The sequence below is a fragment of the Kribbella sp. NPDC003505 genome, assembly GCF_040610875.1.
In the GTDB taxonomy this organism is placed as follows: Bacteria; Actinomycetota; Actinomycetes; order Propionibacteriales; family Kribbellaceae; genus Kribbella.
This window is the reverse complement of sequence record NZ_JBEXNA010000010.1, coordinates 90,942-108,433: the sequence shown is the minus strand read 5'-3', so window position 1 is coordinate 108,433 and position 17,492 is coordinate 90,942. Positions and strand designations below refer to the sequence as shown.

13 protein-coding genes are annotated in these 17,492 nt (G+C 70.4%); 6 read left to right on the top strand and 7 right to left on the bottom strand.

All coding sequences use genetic code 11. The features are described 5' to 3' along the window. Positions 1-76: 76 nt before the first annotated feature. Entirely contained in the window at positions 77-2,782 is a 2,706-nt protein-coding gene (locus ABZX12_RS30255) for a LuxR C-terminal-related transcriptional regulator (RefSeq protein ID WP_355698675.1), read from the top strand. A gap of 280 nt (positions 2,783-3,062) precedes the next feature. After that, the gene (locus tag ABZX12_RS30250; protein ID WP_355698674.1) at positions 3,063-3,773 is read left to right on the top strand and encodes a hypothetical protein; all 711 of its coding nucleotides are present in this window, start codon (positions 3,063-3,065) and stop codon (positions 3,771-3,773) included. Between the two features lie 10 nt (positions 3,774-3,783). Here the strand turns inward: ABZX12_RS30250 and ABZX12_RS30245 are convergent, their stop codons facing one another. Then, on the bottom strand, positions 3,784-5,082 hold the full coding sequence (locus ABZX12_RS30245) for a hypothetical protein (protein WP_355698672.1): 1,299 nt from the start codon (positions 5,080-5,082) through the stop codon (positions 3,784-3,786). 207 nt (positions 5,083-5,289) lie between these two features. Between ABZX12_RS30245 and ABZX12_RS30240 the strand changes: the two genes are divergently transcribed. Further along, the gene (locus ABZX12_RS30240) at positions 5,290-5,775 is read left to right on the top strand and encodes a hypothetical protein (protein ID WP_355698670.1); all 486 of its coding nucleotides are present in this window, start codon (positions 5,290-5,292) and stop codon (positions 5,773-5,775) included. Between the two features lie 87 nt (positions 5,776-5,862). Here the strand turns inward: ABZX12_RS30240 and sulP are convergent, their stop codons facing one another. The 4 genes from sulP to ABZX12_RS30220 are packed head-to-tail and all read right to left on the bottom strand — an operon-like array spanning position 5,863 to position 12,925. Then, positions 5,863-7,635: a sulfate permease gene (gene sulP, locus ABZX12_RS30235; RefSeq protein ID WP_355698668.1), complete on the bottom strand. Its 1,773-nt coding sequence runs from the start codon at positions 7,633-7,635 to the stop codon at positions 5,863-5,865. Positions 7,636-7,654: 19 nt separating this feature from the next. After that, entirely contained in the window at positions 7,655-8,602 is a 948-nt protein-coding gene (locus ABZX12_RS30230; protein WP_355698666.1) for a PPK2 family polyphosphate kinase, read from the bottom strand. 15 nt (positions 8,603-8,617) lie between these two features. Continuing rightward, positions 8,618-11,386 carry a cation-translocating P-type ATPase gene (locus tag ABZX12_RS30225; RefSeq protein WP_355698664.1) on the bottom strand — a complete coding sequence of 923 codons (2,769 nt, stop codon included), beginning with the start codon at positions 11,384-11,386 and terminating at the stop codon, positions 8,618-8,620. Between the two features lie 48 nt (positions 11,387-11,434). Beyond that, the gene (locus ABZX12_RS30220) at positions 11,435-12,925 is read right to left on the bottom strand and encodes a DUF2252 domain-containing protein (RefSeq protein ID WP_355698662.1); all 1,491 of its coding nucleotides are present in this window, start codon (positions 12,923-12,925) and stop codon (positions 11,435-11,437) included. A gap of 208 nt (positions 12,926-13,133) precedes the next feature. Between ABZX12_RS30220 and ABZX12_RS30215 the strand changes: the two genes are divergently transcribed. Both ABZX12_RS30215 and ABZX12_RS30210 read left to right on the top strand, forming a co-directional pair. Continuing rightward, positions 13,134-14,414, top strand: coding sequence for a diacylglycerol kinase family protein (locus tag ABZX12_RS30215; RefSeq protein ID WP_355698660.1), 1,281 nt, complete (start codon positions 13,134-13,136; stop codon positions 14,412-14,414). Continuing rightward, the gene (locus tag ABZX12_RS30210; RefSeq protein WP_355698658.1) at positions 14,411-15,004 is read left to right on the top strand and encodes a phosphatase PAP2 family protein; all 594 of its coding nucleotides are present in this window, start codon (positions 14,411-14,413) and stop codon (positions 15,002-15,004) included. The genes ABZX12_RS30215 and ABZX12_RS30210 overlap by 4 nt, the downstream gene beginning before the upstream one ends. Here the strand turns inward: ABZX12_RS30210 and ABZX12_RS30205 are convergent. Further along, on the bottom strand, positions 14,993-16,327 hold the full coding sequence (locus ABZX12_RS30205; RefSeq protein ID WP_355698657.1) for a cation:proton antiporter: 1,335 nt from the start codon (positions 16,325-16,327) through the stop codon (positions 14,993-14,995). The genes ABZX12_RS30210 and ABZX12_RS30205 overlap by 12 nt on opposite strands. A 128-nt stretch (positions 16,328-16,455) precedes the next feature. Between ABZX12_RS30205 and ABZX12_RS30200 the strand changes: the two genes are divergently transcribed. Beyond that, positions 16,456-16,866: a hypothetical protein gene (locus ABZX12_RS30200; protein ID WP_355698655.1), complete on the top strand. Its 411-nt coding sequence runs from the start codon at positions 16,456-16,458 to the stop codon at positions 16,864-16,866. A gap of 16 nt (positions 16,867-16,882) precedes the next feature. Here ABZX12_RS30200 and ABZX12_RS30195 read toward each other — a convergent pair whose 3' ends face one another. Next, positions 16,883-17,491 carry a hypothetical protein gene (locus ABZX12_RS30195; RefSeq protein WP_355698654.1) on the bottom strand — a complete coding sequence of 203 codons (609 nt, stop codon included), beginning with the start codon at positions 17,489-17,491 and terminating at the stop codon, positions 16,883-16,885. Between the last annotated feature and the right edge of the window lies 1 nt (position 17,492).

Sequence of the window (17,492 nt, the reverse complement as noted above, 5' to 3'; positions counted from 1 at the left end):
GTACCCGTACGTGCGTCCGTCGTCCAGATGGAGGGGCCTTCGGTACGGACTGCGTGCGGTCGACAGGGTCGGGGCAATGTCACCTGCTGACGCCGAACAGTTCCTTTTCGATGCCTCCGCGGCGTCGGACGTCCACCTGCTCACCACCAAGCTGGCGCGGCCGCGAGTACCGACGACGTACGTCGACCGGCCGCGGATCGCCGGCATGCTCGACGAAGGCACGCGGCGTGCGCTGACCGTGGTGAGCGCGGGCGCCGGCTGGGGAAAGACACTGGCGACGGCCTCGTGGGCCGCGGCGCCCCCGGTCCCGGGGTCAGTGGCGTGGCTGTCGCTCGACGAGAGCGACAACCATCCGCGCTCCTTCTGGACCTCGTTCGTGGCCGCGATCCGCAGCGCCACCGAGATCCCCCGCGGCAACCCGCTGGCGGGTCTCGCGCCGGGCCTCGGCGCCAGGGAAGGCAGCCATCGCCGGCTCGTCGCCGGGCTGACCGGGCTGCCGGATCCGGTCGTCGTCGTCCTCGACGACTTCCAGATCGTGCGTGAACCGGCGGTGCTCACCGGGATCGCCGAACTGCTGCGGCACCCGCCCGCGCAGTTGCGACTGGTGCTGCTGTCGAGGGCGGTTCCCGCACTTCCACTGCGCCGCCTCGAACTGAGGGGCGAGCTGGCCGAGATCCGCTCCCACGACCTCGCCTTCGACGTCCCCGAGGCGCTGGCATTGTTCGCCGCGGGCGGCGTCCCGATCGAGCCGGACGAGGCACGGTTGCTCGTCGACCGGACCGAAGGCTGGGCGGCCGGGCTCCAGCTGGCGACCTACTTCCTCAAACGCGGAGGTCCGGACCGGACCGCGGCGGACTTCGCCGGCAACGACCAGGCGGTGAGCGACTACCTCGTCGAGGAGGTTCTCACCAACCAGCCGCCCGAGCTCCAGCAGTTCCTGCTGCGGACCTCCGTGACCGAACGGCTGACCGGCGGGCTCGCCCAGGCGCTGACCGACGATCCCCGCGGGCAGCGCTTCCTGGAGCTGCTCGAGCGGTCGAACGCGTTCGTGGTCGGGCTGAGCCCGGACCGGCACTGGTACCGCTACCACCCGATGCTCCGGGAGATGCTGCGTCACCAGTTGACGCTCGTCGAACCGGAGATCGTGCCCGACCTGGAAAGGCGGGCCGCCCTCTGGTTCGCGGCGAACGGTCAGCCGATCGAGGCGTTGCGGCACAGCGCGGACGCCGCCGACTGGGCGCTGCTCGGCCGGCTGTTCGTCACGAAGGCCGCCCCACTGATGGTTTCGTCCGAACGCTCGGCGGTCGCGGCGCAGCTGGCCCGCATTCCGGCCGGCCGGCTCACCGAGGCCCCGGCGCTGGCCGTCGCCGCGGCGGCCCTGTGTATGCACGCCGGCCGTTTCCAGGAGATGCGTCCGCACCTGGACCGGGCCCGGGCCCAGCTGGACCGGACGAGTCCGGAGGCGCGGATCGGCACCTCGATCGCGATCCATGTGTTCTCGGCCGCCGTCACGCGCTCGCGCGGAGACATCGACGCGCTGGTCGCGGACTCCGCGGCCGCGATCGGCGAGACGTCCGGACCGGGTGCGTCGCTTCCGGCGGCCGATCAGTACCGCGCGATCGCCCTGAGCAATCTGGGCACCGGCCTGCTGTGGTGCGACACCTTCGACGAGGCCGAGGCGCGTCTGCAGGAAGGGCTCCGACTCACCACCGCCCATCGGCTGGATGCCTCCCGGATCAACGTCCTGAGCCATCTGGGACTCGCCGCCGCCGTCTCCGGCCGGCTGCAGCGGGGTTTCGGGTACGCCACCCAGGCCGTCGAGCTCGTCGACGCCCGCGGCTGGGAGCCACTCCCGCAGGCCGCGACGGCGTACCTGGCGCTGTCGATCATCCACCTTCGGTGGAACGACCTCGACGAGGCGCAGAGCCAGCTGGCCCGTGGCGCCGAGGCCGCGCGTCCGGAGCTGACGGCCAGGTGCGCTGCCGGTCTGGCGCAGGCGCGCCTGTACGCGTCGCTCGGCCGGGTCGAGGCGGCGCGCGAGCAGCTGGCGCGCGTGCGCGGCGAGATCGAGCGGTGGCGGCCACCGGTCCTGCTGCAGCGGTGGCACGCCGTCACCGAGGCCGAGATCGACCTGGCGGCGGACGACCCGACGGCGGCGATCGCCAGGTTCGATGCACCGACGGGCTATCAGCCGCCCTTCGATCGGGAGCAGACCTGCCTGGCGGAAGCGTTCCTCGCCGGCGGTGACGCGCACCGCGCCGAGGCGATCCTCTCGCCGCTGCGGGTCAGCACGAACGATCCCACCGCCGCGGTGGAGGTCTGGCTGCTCACAGCGCTGTTGGCCGACCGGCTGGGTGCGACCGACCGCGCGCTCGGCGCCCTCGGCCGGGCGGTGGACGCCGCACGGCGCGAAGGCGTCCGCCGGCCGTTCCTGTTCGGGCCCACGGATCGGCTGTCGCGGCTGCTGCCCCTGACCGCGCGATGGGATCCCGAGGCCGCCGCCTTCCTGGACGAGCTGATCGCGGGCCTGGGCCTGGTCAAGCCGCTGGGCGCGTTGGTCGCCCCGACGACCGAGCCGCTGACGGATCGTGAGCTGACCGTCCTGAACTACCTGCCGACGATGATGACCAACGCGGAGATCGCGGTGGAGCTGTTCGTGTCGGTGAACACGGTGAAAGCACACCTCAAGCGGATCTTCCAGAAGCTGGGTGTGACGAGGCGCCGGGACGCCGTACGGCGCGCCCGTGAGCTCGGCCTGCTGAGCAAGCGGCCCGGCCGATGATGCCGACCGGTCCGGGACGGGCCGAGATCGTCCGCCGAGGGTGAAGCCTGCTCGGGCCGGCCGTGCCTACCGTCGGCACACAGGTGGAGCGTGCGATCGGCTGGTGGGATCGATCCGCACCCGGCCACCGCCGTCGCTCTTGGTGTCATTCTCTGAGGGGTGGGTGGCGCCAAGAGCCGGCAGCCGCAGGCTGCCGCGTCCCTGGTGATGTGGAGGGTGCCGTGGTCATCCACCGAGTCATTGACCGAGCCGATCGGCGACCTGGCGAAGGGCTGGGAACATGAGCGGGCCGACGCCGTCCCAGGGCGCCGGCAGGAACCAGGGCGGCAGTTCCGCCGGCCGCACGATCTGGTCATGGTCGGCCCATCTCGCCACGGCGGCCGGCCTCGGTTGTGCGCTCGTCAGCTGGGACGTGACCACCGTCGTACTCTGCGTGGTTCTGCTCGTGCTGGTGACCGGCGTCATCGCAGCGTCACTGTGGGCTGAGGACGGACGCCGTGCGGTGCCCCGAATCCTCCGGGCCGCTTTCAGTGGCGGGCTGGCAGCCCCGGCCGCGGTGGCGCTGATCGTCGTACTCAAGCTCGCCGGCGTCCTGCTGGTGCTGGCGCTGGTGGCGACGGCACCTCCGGTCACCTCGTTCCTCAGGGCGCGACGGGAAGCCAAGGGCGACGTTCCGGGCACCCCGCCGGGGCCGCCCGGAGCTCGCATCCCCGCGACGTCGCTCGTCGGCGGTCCTGCGGCCGAGCCGTTCGTGGAGCTCGAGTCACTCGACGACGAGGCGGTGTGTCTTGCCTGGCGGCGAAGCTTCTGCCGGCTGGAGGCGGCCGCCACGGCGGCGGAGCGGCTGGCCGTCGTCCAACAGCGGCAGCGCTATCTCGACGAACTCGACCGGCGCTCCCCGGACGGAGTCGCGGCCTGGCTCGCCGCCGGCGCGCGAGCCTCCGGCAACCCCCTGCCGTACGTCGCGGACCGCCGGCGCCGGGCAGGCTGACTACTTGGCTCTACTTCGCGGTGCCGGGGACGGCTTGTCCCGGAACCATCGGCGGAGCCTGGGACGCCGACCTGCCCGCACCGACCAGGACCTGGACGACGGCCAGCAGCCCGACGACGAGCACGAGTGACCAGAACAGCCGGGACACCGACATGTTGTTGCCCCAGAGCAGTACGACGGCGCCCACCAGGCCGGCCACCACGCGCAACCATCCGGCGTTCGGCGCGACCCATCGGCCCGCATTGCCGACCGGTCCGTCGGCGAGCGAACCACCGATGTTCTCCAGCCCGCCGCGGACTGTGCCGCGGACCGCGGATCCGTACTTGTTGGCACCGGCGAACCAGCCGACGACGATCAGGATCAGGCCCAGCCAGAGCATGACCTGCCGACCTCGGTCCAGGTAGACGAGCAGGGTGTCGTAGAAGACCCGGCTCGCCGGGCCGAACACCGTTCCGGCGAGAGCGTCACTGAACAGTTGGCGCCCGACGGAGATGGCCAGTGCCAGGAGCAGCGCGTTCGCCGCCAGCACCGCACCGATGACCACTGTGGTCCGCGGACGCCGGCGGGAGAGCACGAGCGCGACCAGATAGAGGCCTGCGACGACCACGATCAGCCACTGCGCCACCGGGTTCGCGAACGCGTAGATGTTCTTGAGTTGCTTCAGCTGCGGCGCTTCCAGCAGCACGATCTGCTTGTCGATGTTGGGGATCGGGATGTTCTGCACGATCGTGAGGCCGCGGTCGACAAGGCGCTGCTTGACGCGTTCGATGACCTCGGAGACGTCGAGAACGACCTGGTCACCCTGGAGCTGCACGGCCCCCGATTGGTCGCCGTTCAGCAACCGTTGCAGGGATTGCTGGGCTCTGGTGTTGACCGCGGTCCAGAGGTCGGCGAATTCGTCCGACGCGAGGAACTCCCGGACCTGGCGGTCGATCAGGCTGTTGATCGCGGCGGCCAGCGGCCCGACGAGTCGTTGCAGCCGGGGCCGGTCGGTGATCACGCCGGAGAACACGTCGTTGAGGAGTGCCTCGATGTCGACCTGTTGCTGGATCGTGTCGGTCACCTTCGTGGCGATGGCGTTCTGGACCTCGGGCGAGTTCACCAGCGGCCCCACCGTGTTCACGTAGCGTGTGGTGTCGTTGAGGGTCCGCTGCCCCCAATAGGCGATGCCTGCCGGCGTCGTCAGCAACGCCGCCAGCAGCAGGCAGATCACCACCGCGGCCGATCGGCCCCTCGACGGCCGCTCCGCAGCGGGCGCGGCGGACGCAGTGGGCTCGGGACCTGGCACCGTCGGGCCTGGATCGGACATGCTGCGCCTCCTCGACGGTCGTCTGAGGGATCGATCGTCTCCGCAGCGGACGGCCCGAACCTCACCCTGCGTGGATGAAGCAGCGCGCTGCCCGCGCCGGCGGGGCATCATCCGCGTGGGGTGAGGCGCCGGTGCGGCGACCGGGACAGCATCCAGATGAGGAGCCACCGGTTCCGGCGGCTCCCGTTGCACGAGAGGGGATGTCGAATGACTGCGAAACGGGCTCCGGGGGCCATGGCCGGTTTGGTTGTCTTCGCGGGTGTGATGCTCGTGGTCATAGGGCTGGTCAACGTGTTCGAAGGATTCGTCGCGCTGTTCGACGACGAGCGTCTGGTCATCACGCCGGACAAGCTCATCGTCGTCGACGTGACCGGCTGGGGATGGTTCCTGCTGATCTCCGGGCTGCTCCTGCTGGCCGTCGGATGCGGCCTGCTGGCGGCGCAGACGTGGGCCAGGATCACGGCGATCGTCGTCGTCGGACTGCACGTGATCCTGCAGATCGTGTCGCTCGGCGCCTACCCGGTGTGGTCACTGCTGATGATCGCGCTGGACACCGCCGTACTGTACGCACTCACCGCCGGGTGGAGCGGGGCGCGGGAGCGGATCGACCGCCGCGCCGAGGCCACCTGGAACGGCCAGGAAGGCGAGGTTCCGCAGTCGGCGGCCGAACAGCGCGTACCGCCGATGGGGTGAGCGCCGGCAGGCAGACTCACCCGGTCCTCCGTCCTGCCGGCCATCGAGCACGTCCGTCCGCGGACGTGCTCGATCCCTGTCCGGGACTCACCGCCGGGAGCTCTCGTCGTCGGCGTCCGGCTGCGGGTCCCGCCACTGCGCGCCGGTCTGCCGGACGTATTCCGCGACGGCGTCGTCGAGGGTCGGCAGGAAGTGCGCCGGATCGATCGTCCGGGTGAGCTCGTACCGCTCGATCTTCGCGCGCACCGGGTCCTTCATCTCCGCGAAGACCAGGGACACCCCGCGGGCGTTCAGCCAGGCGTCGAGCTCCTGCAGCATGTCGGAGGCCGTGGTGTCGACGTCGGTGATCGGCTCGGCGGCGATCACGATCCAGCGCAGGTCGGGCCGGTCGCCGGCGATCTCCCGCACCGTGTCGCTGAAGATCCGCGCGTTCGCGAAGATCAGCGGCGCGTCGAACCGGAGGACGACCAGGCCAGGCAGCAGCTGAGCGTGGGGATAGCTGACGGTGTCGTGCAGACCGGCGATCCCGCCCACCCGGCCGAGCTCGGCCTGGTGCGGCCACCAGGCGCGCCGGAAGACATTCAGGATGGACAGCGCCACGGCGATCCCGATGCCGGGCAGGACCCCCAGCAGGGCCACACCGAGCAACGCCACGACGGACAGCAGGAACTCCGTACGCCGCTGGTGCCACAGGCGACGCATACCGCGGATGTCGGCCAGCGACAGGGCGGCCGCGATGACGATCGCGCCGAGCGTCGGCTGCGGAACGTACTGCATCAGCGACGTGGCGAACACCACGACCACGGTGATCACCGCGGCGCCGACGATGCCGGTCACCTGGGACCGGGAGCCGGCCTGCTCGGCGACCGCGGTGCGGGACCCGCTGGTACTCACCGGGAAGCCCTGGAAGAAGCCGGCCGCGATGTTCGCGACGCCGATCCCGACCATCTCCTGGTTGCCGCGCACCCGATCGCCCTTGCGCGCGGCGAACGCGGAGGCCGTGGACATCGTGTCGGCCAGCGCGACGACGGCGATCGCGAGCGCCCCGGCGAGCAGCGGCGGCAGGTCGTCCCACCCGACCGAGGGGATCGTGAAGGGCGGAAATCCTTGCGGCAGCACGCCGATGGTGTCGACGTCGTGGTCCTGCAGATCGAACGCGTTCACCACGAGGGCGGCCAGGACCACGACGACCAGGACGCTCGGCACCTTGGGCAGCAGCCGGTTCAGCAGCAGGATGCCGATCAGCGAACCGATCCCGAGGACCGCGGCCGTCGCGTTGGCCTCGCCGTTCGCGAGCCCTGAGAAGAAGTCGCGGGTCTCGGCGATCAGCCCGTCGGCGTCGACCGAGAAACCGAAGAGCTTGTCGAGCTGGCCGACGATGATGGTCAGGGCGAGCCCGTTCAGGTAACCGATCTGGGTCGGCTTGGACAGCAGGTCCGCCACGAACCCGAGCCGGGCCACGCCGGCCACTGTCATCACCACGCCGACCATCACGGCCAGCATGGAGGCGAGGGCGACCGCACGACCCGGGTCCCCGCCGGCCAGCAGCAGCGGCGCGAGCGTTGCCGCGATCATCGGTCCGAGGGACGAGTCCGGGCCGAGCACCAGCACCCTGGAGGGCCCGAACACCGCGTATCCGAGCAGGCACAGGATCGAGGTGTAGAGACCGGTCACCGGCGGCAGCCCGGCCAGCTCGGCGTACGCCATCCCCTGCGGCACCAGGAGGGCCGACAGGACGAGGCCGGCGACGACATCCTTCGGAAGCCACGCGCGCCGGTACGACGCGGCCACGTCCAGGCCGGGCACGTACTCGCGCCACCGGGACGGCTTCGCGTCGGGTCGAGCGGTGCCTTCGGCCATGGTCGTCGCCCTGCTCGCCCTACTCGCCCGCGAACGGATCGGGCGCCGCGCCCTCGGGCGCCTGCTTCTCCAGGGCGGTCTTGATCTCCTGCAGCGCCGCCCGGGCGTCCTTGCCGACCTTCGGATAGCGGGGATCGATCTCGATCAGCGTGTTGGCGATCACGGCGGCCGCGGCGATCCGCGCATACCACTTGCGGTCGGCGGGGATCACGTACCAGGGCGCCCACTCGGTGCTCGTACTGGACAGCATCCGCGAGAACGCGTTCTGGTAGGAGTCCCAGTACTCGCGCTCGCGGACGTCGGCCGCGGAGAACTTCCAGTTGTGGTCGCGCAGGTCGATCCGGCGCAGGAAGCGGATCCGCTGTTCCTCGTGGGACAGGTTCAGGAACAGCTTCACGATCTTGATGCCGTTGGCGCTGAGCATCCGCTCCCACTCGTTGATCTCGTGGTAGCGGCGCTTCCACACCCCTTTCCGGGTGCCGCGCGGGAGCTTCTGCCGGTCGAGGAGCTCCTGGTGCACGCGGACGACGAGCACCTCCTCGTAGTGCGACCGGTTGAAGATCCCGATCTGCCCGCGGCCCGGCAGGCGCACCCCGTAGCGCCACAGGTAGTCGTGGTCCAGCTCTTCGCTCGAGGGGACCTTGAAGCTGTGCACCGCCACCCCCTGGGGGTTGACCCCGGTCATGACGTGCCGGATCGTGCCGTCCTTCCCGGCGGCGTCCAGCGCCTGCAGGACCACCAGCACCCCGTGGGTGTTGTCGGCGTACAGCCGGGACTGGTACTCGGACAGCAGTTCGGTGCCTTGGACCAGTAGTTTGCGGCCGCGCTTCTTCGAACCGATCGTCCCCTTGAAGTCCGGCGCGAAATCTCTGCCCAGCTTCACCTTCTGGCCCGGTTCGACCCGGAACGGCGCGATGAAGTCGGCGATCCGCTGTTCGCGAGATGTCCGAGATGTCCGAGATGTCATGGTCTCCCCCTACCTTCAGCCGGCCGGTTGCCGGACGCGAGCCGGCGCGACGGCGTCCTCCGGGCGGAGCCGCACCGGCGTCCGCCGCCTGCGCCGGGTGACCAGCTTGTCCGCCTCGACGGCGATCGGAAGCAGGGCGGCCAGGCCGAAACAGGTGAGCCACTGGCGCGGGCTGAGCTCTACGGTCAGCAGCCCGGCCTGCAACGTCGGCAGTTCACTCGCCAGGAACAACAGCACGATGGGGATCATCGCGATCGCCGCCGCCTTCACGATCGGCGGGGTCAGACCGCTGGCCGGGGCGCGCCGGTTGACCACCGAGTTGAACGCGGTCCCCACGCCCATCACCACGAAGGTCATCGTCATCGACACCGTGCCCTTCGTCGTACTCGGATCGTCCGGCCCGGCGACCAGCGGCGCCAAGGCGGCCAGGAAGAGCACGAACGCGTAGCCGACCCACCGGATCACCGCGTTCCGGTTCGTGATCGGTACGGCGGGGTCGCGCGGCGGACGGTGCATGACCTCGGGATCACCGGGATCGATCGCGATCACCACGACACCGACGGCGGTGGCGAAGAACAGCAGGAACAGCACCATCGACGGCGTCATCGCCACACCGTCGTTGATGTCGAACGCGGTCGCCGCGAGGAAGAGCAGCACGAGCGAAAGCAGCTGCGTCATCTGGTACCGGACGTACGAGACGACCTTGTCGTAGACGCGCCGGCCGATCTCCACCGCGTGCACGAGCGTCCCGAAGTTGTCGTCGGTGAGCACCATCCGCGCGGCCTGTTTGGTCACCTCGCTGCCGCTGCCCATCGCCACCCCGATGTCGGCCTGCTTGAGCGCGGCCGCGTCGTTGACCGCGTCCCCGGTCATCGCGACGATCATGCCCTGCTCCTGCATGGCCCGGGCCAGGCGCAGCTTGTCCTGCGGGGTGACCCGCCCGAACACGTGCAGCTCGGGCACTCGCTGCTTCAGCTGCTTGTCGGTCAGCGCCGCCAGTTCCTGGCCGCTGATCGCGCCCGGCCCCAGCCCAAGCTGCTGGCCGATCGCCTGCGCGGTGACCGCGTGGTCGCCGGTGATCATCCGGACGTCGATGCCGGCCGCGAGCGCCGTACGGACAGCGCTCTTCGCCTCCACCCGGAGCGGGTCGATGATGCCGGCCATTCCGACGAACGACAGTCCGGTGGTCAGTGCCATCGGATCCGCGGTCATCGTCGAGAGCTCGTCGTCGCCGACCAGCCGGGCCGCGAACGCGAGCACCCGCAGGCCCTGCCGCCCCATCCGCAGGTTGGCCTCGTCGATGCCGGGCCGCCCGTCGGCGATCGGGATCTGCGAGCCGCTGAGCGGTCCGCCGACCTGGCTGCAGCGGGCCACCACGACGTCCGGCGCGCCCTTGACCAGCTCGATGACGTGCTCGGCTCCGTCGACGGTCACCCGGTGGAACGTCGCCATGAACTTGTACTCGGAGTCGAACGGGACCTCGGCCAGCCGTGGGTACCGACGCCGGGTCTCCTCCGCGTCGACGCCGAGCTTGGCGGCCAGGACGACCAGTGCCGCCTCGGTCGGGTCACCGATCACCGAACCGTCGTCGCCGACGACCGCGTCGCTGTCGAGGGCCAGCCCCAGACCGAGCCGCGTGAAGTCGGGAACGGGCACGCCCGCCACCGACCGGATCGCGCCGCTCATCCGGTAACCCTGGCCGTCGACGGTGAACCAGGAACCGCCGGCGTACAACGTCGAAACCATCATCTGGTTCAGCGTCAGCGTCCCGGTCTTGTCGGTGTTGATCGCGTTCGTCGCACCGAGGGTCTCGACGTCGGTCAGGTTCTTCACCACGGCTTTCGCGTCGGCCAGCTGCCGGGCGCCGAGCGAGAGCAGGCCGGAGACGAACGCCGGCATGCCGGTCGGTATCGCCGAGATCGCCATCGCGGTCCCGAGCAGCAGCAGGTCCTTACCCGGTATCCCGCGGATCAGGCCGACCACCACGATGATCGCGACCGCTCCCCAGGCGATGACTCCGAGGACCTTCGTCAGCGCGTCCAGCTCCCGCTGCAGCGGTGACCGCGTCCGCGTCACGGACGTGAGCATCGTCGCGATCCGGCCCATCTGCGTCTGCAGGCCGGTGGCGGTGACCACCACCGTGCCGGTTCCCCGGGTGACCGACGTCCCCTGGAACAGCATGTCGGTCTGGTCGCCCAGGCCGACGTCGGAGCTGTCCAGAGCGTTGGCGTCCTTGGCGATCGGCGCGCTCTCACCGGTCAGCGCAGCCTCCTGTGCCTCCAGCGTCGCCGACTGCACGATGCGCCCGTCCGCGGGCACGATGTCACCGGCCTCGACCTGCACGATGTCGCCCGGGACCACCTCGGTGGCGGCGATCATCGCCGGCTCGCCGTCGCGGACCACCCGCGCCTGCGGGACCTGCAAGGTGGCCAGGGCGTTCACGCTCGCCCGCGCCGTCAACTCCTGGCGGGTGCCGAGACCGACGTTCAGCAGGATCAGCAGGGCGACGATGATGCCGGTCGACAGCTCGCCGATCAGCAGGCTGACGACCACGACTCCGATCAGCATGATGTTCATCGGGTCGCGCAACTGCTGGCCGGCGACGACCCAGACCGAGGGCGGCTTCTCGGCCGGGATCTCGTTGGGGCCGTACGACGAGAGCCGCCGGGCCGCCTCGGCCGCGGAAAGTCCCGACCCGGTGTCGGATCCGGCCGCCAAGACCACCGCGTCCGGCGTCAGCGCGTACGGCGCCGTCTCGCCCCCGGTCGCTGAGGGTACTGCCATACCGATCTCACCCACGGTGCTGTCCTCTCCTCGGATCGACGGGCCGGCTCAAACCTGTTGCAGAGCGTCGATCCGGTTCGAGCTGATGGCCTTGGCGAAGTCCGCGAAGTCCTGGTCGTTCTGGGTCGCGTACCGTTCGGAGAAGTCGGTGATCGCGTTGTCGAAGCTGTCGTCCTCGCCGAGGTAGGCGGAGATGGCGACCGGGTCGCCGGACCGTGCGTGCGCGCGGGCCAGTGTCCATCCGCACGTGCGGCCGTAGAAGGCGAGTTCCGCGGGCTTCAGCAGCTCCACGAGCGCCGAGCCCTTCATGTCACGCAACTGGCGCCAGTAGTAGTACCGGCCGGGCTCCACTCCTTCGGACCAGCCCAGGAAGATGTCGCTGCTGGCCTGCATCAGGCGTTGCCCGTGGACGACCCGCTCGCCCGACTGCGCGAATTCGCTCTTCGGCAACGGACCTTCGAGTACCGACTGGGTCGCCTCTTTGACCTGCAGGAACAGCGGATCGTCGCGGTCGCGGCCCTGCAGCAGGACGATGAACGCCCGGGTTCCGACGCTGCCGACACCGACGACCTTGCGGGCCCAGTCGATGACCTCGAAGCGCTCCAGGAGGTGCCGCAGCTCCGGGCGGAGGCTGGCGCGGTAGCCGGTGAACAGATTGATCACGACCTCCTCGAAGTCGGCGGGATCCCGGCCGTACACCACGTGCAGCTCGCGGGCGGGGACGATCACCGGTGGAGCGCTGACGATCCGGTAGCGGCCGTCGACCTCCTCGCTGAGCTTGGACAGGGCCTGGTCGCTGTTGCGGGAATGTGCCTTCAGCGCGTTCTTCTGGAAGCGCTTCTGGGCCTCCTTCACCTGCTTCTGTGTCATCCCGGTGACGCCCTCGTCCTCGCCGGCCTTCTTCTGCTTGCCCTTCTTGGATCCCTTGGCCCTGCCGCTGGCCGCGAAGAAGGCGTCCACCGACTCCTTGATCTGGTCCTCGGCCAGGTGCGCGTACCAGACGTCGAGGGTTCGCATCCCGGCGAACTGGGCCATCGCCTCCCGGTAGGAGGTGACACAGCCTTTCGTGATCGCCTGCGCGTCCGCCGTCGAGCAGCCGTTGTTCTGCGCCGCCACCATGAAGCTCGCGGCCAGCCGTTCGACGTCGTACTCGAACGGCCCCGGCAGCGTCTCGTCGAAGTCGTTGATGTCGAACACCAGGTGCCGCTCGGGCGAGGCGAAGACGCCGAAGTTCGACAGATGGGCGTCACCGCACAACTGGACCTGGAGACCGGCCGTCGGTGTCGCGGCGAGGTCGACCGCCATGATCTTGGCGGCGCCGCGGTAGAACGTGAACGGCGACGCCATCATCCGGCCGTGCCGGACCGGGACCAGATCCGCGTCCCGGCGGAGGTTCTGTTCTTCGATGAGCGAGACCGGGTCGGGCCGGTCCGCGGCCGGCCGCCAGCCCGCGTGGCTGTCCGGCGGGACATGCGTGCGAGCCTCGAGCCCCTGGGCCTGCCGCTCCTGCAACGTCAGATGGTGCACCTTCGTGGGCATGGCCGGCCGCCCCTCTCCTCGTCGCCGGTGCGGCTCGCCGGACGAGCCGGACACGCGGCCCTGCGATCCGCGTACGGCGCCGACGATTCAGCACAACCCGCGCCCTCGCATCACCCCTGATGGACGAGCGGGCCGGCGGCCGTTTCCGGGACGGATTCATCCTGGGTGTGGGATGCCTCCGCGGGCGGGTGGGTGTGACGTGGTCACCATGAGGCGACAGGTGGCGGCGGTGGTGGCGCTGTTGGCCGGGACGGCGACTGCCGTTCTCGGTGTGATTGTCGCGGTCAAGGAGTTCCCGCGGGGCCTTGCCGTCATAGCCTGCCTGGTGATCGCGGTCGTGGCCGCCTGGTACGGCGTTCTGCGGCGCGGCGTTGCCCGTCTGGCCGGGCTGTACATCGCCGGGATCGCGGCGGCCGGTGCGATCGTCCTGATCGCGGTGGGCGGCAAGTTCGGCGTCGACCTGCTCGTCCTGGCCGGGGTCCTGCTCACACTGGCCGCGACCCGCGCCGCCTTCCTCGCCCGGACGGAGCTGCCGCGGGCTGCCGCTCCGCAGCGGCCGGTGCTGTTCTTCAACCCGCGCTCCGGCGGCGGCAAGGCGGAGCGGTTCGCGCTCGCCGAGGAGGCTCGCCGGCGCGGCATCGAGCCGATCGAGCTCAAGGCCGGGGAGGACCTCGAGACCCTGGTCCGCGATGCGGTGGCACGGGGGGCCGACGGGCTCGCGATGGCCGGCGGCGACGGCTCGCAGGCGATCGTCGCGGCGATCGCCGCCGAGCACTCGTTGCCGTACGCCTGCGTGCCCGCCGGCACCCGCAACCACTTCGCCCTCGACCTCGGCGTCGACCGGGACGACGTCGTCGGCGCCCTGGACGCGTTCGTCGACGGCGGTCAACGGTGGGTCGATCTCGCCGAGGTCAACGGCAGGGTGTTCGTCAACAACGTGTCGCTCGGCCTGTACGCCGAAGCCGTCCAGCGCAGCGGTTACCGGGAGGCCAAGCTCCGGACCCTGCTCGACACCGTGCCGGATGCGCTCGGCGCCGGCGGCAGCGAGCTCGACATGCGCTGGACCGGCCCCGGTGGCGACGGACACCGGGGCGGTGTGGCTGTGCTCGTCTCCAACAACCGCTACCGCCTAGGTCGTGCCGTCGGCTCCGGCACCCGGCCGCGCATCGACGACGGTCTGCTCGGCATCACTGTGCTCGGGGCGCCTCCGGAGGCCGGACACCGGCGTGTCCAGCGCCCGTGGCGCGAGTGGTCGGCGCCGACCTTCGAGGTCGAGGCCGATCGCCCCCTCCCGGCGGGTATCGACGGGGAGGCCCTCGTACTCGACGCACCGCTGCGGTTCCGGATCCGGCCCGGAGTCCTCCAGGTACGGATCGCCCACCAGCACCCCGGATCGTCACCGTCGGCGAGAGCTCCCGAGGGTCTGCGCGACGGCGTGGCCAAGCTGGTGCGCATCGCGCTCGGCCGGGACCGGAAACCCGCCGGATGACACCGGCCAGGGGCCCCGACGAGGGCGGTCGGCGCTCACGCTCGCTGCGGCGTCTCGAGGCCTACGACCACGCGCTGTTCGGGTCGGTGGCGCGGCTGTCCGTACCGGTTCTGGACGAGCCGCTGCGGCGGGTGTCCGACTTTGCCGACTTCTCCAAACCGTGGTTCCTGACGGCCGGTGCCCTCGTCCTCTTCGGCGGTCCGCGGGGAAGGCGGGCGGCGGTGACGGGGCTGAGCGCGGTCGGGGCCGCATCCCTGCTGGTGAATCAGCCGATGAAGAGGATGGCGAGTGAGCGCCCGCGTCCCGACCGCGGCGGCCACGGTGTTCCGGTCGAGCGCTGGGTTCCGATGCCGTCCTCCGGGTCGTTCCCGTCCGGACACTCCGCGTCGGCAGCGGCCTTCGCCGTCGCCGTCGGCGGGGTTCTGCCCAGACTCCGGCGGCCCCTGTTGGCCGCGGCGTCGGTCGTCGCCTTCTCGCGGGTGTACACCGGCGTGCACTACCCGAGCGATGTTCTGGTCGGCGTAACCGTCGGAGCGGTGTTCGGGCGATTGGCCGCCCGGATCGCGCTGCGTCGCCGGTCACGGACGTAGACGCCGGCCCAGCTGACGATGGGCGGGCCGTCGGGACCGCGGGCCCGGGCCCGAGTCGTCGTGCGCTTGCTCGTGCCGGACGTACCACCCGCCCAACGGGCCGGCCGAGACGCCGTGCAGCACGACGCTCATCAGCACCGTGAGGGCCACGGCCGCGATCGCGGGTTGCACCGGCCCGGTCGTCCCCAGCTCCTCGATCGCGAGCAAGGCGAACACGACCGACGCCAGGCCGCGGGGACCGAACCAGCCGAGGAACAGAACCGTACGGCCGTCCAGTCCTTTGCCGATCAAGGACACGGCTACCGGCACGATCCGTACGACGGTCAGACTGAGCACGGCGTACGCGAGCAGCGGCACGTCGACGTTGTCGACCGCGATCGGAACCAGCGCGGCGCCGAACAGGAACCAGACGACGAACGCCAGGATCTCGCCGAGCAGCTCCGGCAGCTCGACGACGTCATCCGCGGCGTCGGTGCCGTCGGTGTCGTCGGTGCCGTCGGTTCCGTCGGTGTCCGGCAACGCCCCGCCCAAGCCCGCCCGGAAGGCAAGGCCGGCCACGAACGCCGCGATGAATCCGTTGCCGCTGAACGTCAGCGCGACGGCGAAACTGCCGAGTGCGGCCGCGAGCGTGCCGAGTCCGCGGGCTTCGGTGCTGGTCCAGCGCCGCCGGAAACCGAAGACCAGGAGCTTGGCGCTCCCCAGCCCGATCACCAGACCGACGACCAGGCCGACCGCCAGCTCGAGCAGCGCACCGCCGTCGCCGAGGAAACCTTCCCTCTCTCCGCTTCCCAGTTGCCCGGCGGCAACGGCCAGCGTGAACGTGACGACAGGGGTGACGATGCCGTCGTTCAGTCCGCTCTCCACGTTCAGCGCACGGCGCAGGCGCATCGGTATCCGCCGGTCGTTGATGACTTGTGCGCTCAGCGCGGCATCGGTGGGAGCCAGCGTGGCGCCGACGAAGCCTGCGACCGCCCAGGTGAAGTCGTCGAACAGCCAAGCCGCCAGGAGCGAGCCCAGCACGACCGAGAACGGTAGACCGATGCCGAGCAGGCGCCCGGGCAGGTAGATGTCCTGCCTCAGCCGGGAGAAGTCGACCCGGGCCGCGTCGGCGAACAGCAGCAAGGCGAGCGTGACCTCCGCGACGAGATGGACCGACGGGGCATCGACCTGCACCGTGAGGTGTTTCCAGTCGTGGCTTCCGATCAGGAATCCGGCGACGGTGAAGAACAGCGGACCGGTGATGTTCGCCCTGGCCAGGAGGTCCGAGGTGACCACCCAGGCCAGGACGAGGAGCGCGAGCACCCCGATCATGGCTGCTGTCATGGCCGCGCCTCCGTCGTGAGGATGCCAGGGGCGCCGCGACCGGCGCCTCATCCCGGCCGGACGATGCGGTGCGTCGAGCCGACAGGCATCGTCGGCAGGTGAGGACCTGAGACGGGAAGAAGGGCGCGATGACGTACGGCGACATGGACTCGCGGCAGTCCGTTCCGAGTACGGCGGTGGGCGGGCTCGCCTTCGCCGCCTCCGTGATGGTGATGGTCGGCTCGTTCTCGATGGTCGCCGGACTCGCCGCGATCCTCGACGACGACTACCTGGTCGTCAGCCGGCGGTACGCGTTCGATCTCGACACCGTCGCGTGGGGGTGGATCCACCTGGTGCTGGGTGCGGCGTTCGTCGCCGTCGGAGTCGGCCTGTTCGCCAACAAGTCCTGGGCAGGCATGATCGCGATCGTCCTGGCCGGGCTGATCGCGATCGACTACTTCTTCTTCATTCCTTTCCAGCCGGTGTGGTCGCTGGTGGTCATCGCGCTCTGCGCATGGGTGATCTGGGCATTGACGCGGGCACGCCAAGAAGAGTCCTGAGCCGGCGCTCCGGCCGTCACGGCCGGTGCAGGACCGTCCGGTACCGGTGCGACCAGCGCGGCCGGGCGAGGAGCGCGCTCACCGAGAACTCGCGCAACTGATAGTGCTGTGCGGGCTCGTCCGGGAGCACGGCGGCCGCGCCGAAGGTGACGTCCTCGATGCTGAGTCGGCGACCTCGACCGAGCGTGTCGTGATAGCCGACCAACCGGCCGTCCACGCGCAGGAAGGTCTTGCCGCTGGTGTGCCAGTCGAGTCGCAGCTCCGCGAAGCGCGTCCCGGGATTCGCCAGCTGGCCCAGGTCGTGCCGGACCTGTTGCAGCCGGACCCGGACGAGGGCGCGACAGGTCGTCAGCGGTTCGAGTCCCAGGTCGAACGCGTCCCCGAGCTTGAGGATCCGCAGCGACGAGCTGACCGTCGGCGCGGGGTACTTGATCCGCACCCGGCAGCTGAGCCCGACGACATCGCAGAGCGGGGTGTCGAGCAGATAGTGCAGGCTCCGGGCAGGTCCGATCAGCACGGTGCCGTCGGCCGGATCCGCGGTGGGTGAGCCGGGTGCGAGACTGCCGGGCAGCCCCTGACAGGTCGGCAGGATCTCTTCGAACTCGTACGACACCGAACGCGGCATG

Bases quoted from the DNA above. Each gene is read 5' to 3' on its own strand.
- ABZX12_RS30255 (WP_355698675.1), top strand. From the start codon at position 77: ATGTCACCTGCTGACGCCGAACAGTTCCTTTTCGATGCCTCCGCGGCG.
- ABZX12_RS30250 (WP_355698674.1), top strand. From the start codon at position 3,063: ATGAGCGGGCCGACGCCGTCCCAGGGCGCCGGCAGGAACCAGGGCGGC.
- ABZX12_RS30245 (WP_355698672.1), bottom strand. From the start codon at position 5,082: ATGTCCGATCCAGGCCCGACGGTGCCAGGTCCCGAGCCCACTGCGTCC.
- ABZX12_RS30240 (WP_355698670.1), top strand. From the start codon at position 5,290: ATGACTGCGAAACGGGCTCCGGGGGCCATGGCCGGTTTGGTTGTCTTC.
- sulP (WP_355698668.1), bottom strand. From the start codon at position 7,635: ATGGCCGAAGGCACCGCTCGACCCGACGCGAAGCCGTCCCGGTGGCGC.
- ABZX12_RS30230 (WP_355698666.1), bottom strand. From the start codon at position 8,602: ATGACATCTCGGACATCTCGGACATCTCGCGAACAGCGGATCGCCGAC.
- ABZX12_RS30225 (WP_355698664.1), bottom strand. From the start codon at position 11,386: ATGGCAGTACCCTCAGCGACCGGGGGCGAGACGGCGCCGTACGCGCTG.
- ABZX12_RS30220 (WP_355698662.1), bottom strand. From the start codon at position 12,925: ATGCCCACGAAGGTGCACCATCTGACGTTGCAGGAGCGGCAGGCCCAG.
- ABZX12_RS30215 (WP_355698660.1), top strand. From the start codon at position 13,134: ATGAGGCGACAGGTGGCGGCGGTGGTGGCGCTGTTGGCCGGGACGGCG.
- ABZX12_RS30210 (WP_355698658.1), top strand. From the start codon at position 14,411: ATGACACCGGCCAGGGGCCCCGACGAGGGCGGTCGGCGCTCACGCTCG.
- ABZX12_RS30205 (WP_355698657.1), bottom strand. From the start codon at position 16,327: ATGACAGCAGCCATGATCGGGGTGCTCGCGCTCCTCGTCCTGGCCTGG.
- ABZX12_RS30200 (WP_355698655.1), top strand. From the start codon at position 16,456: ATGACGTACGGCGACATGGACTCGCGGCAGTCCGTTCCGAGTACGGCG.
- ABZX12_RS30195 (WP_355698654.1), bottom strand. From the start codon at position 17,491: ATGCCGCGTTCGGTGTCGTACGAGTTCGAAGAGATCCTGCCGACCTGT.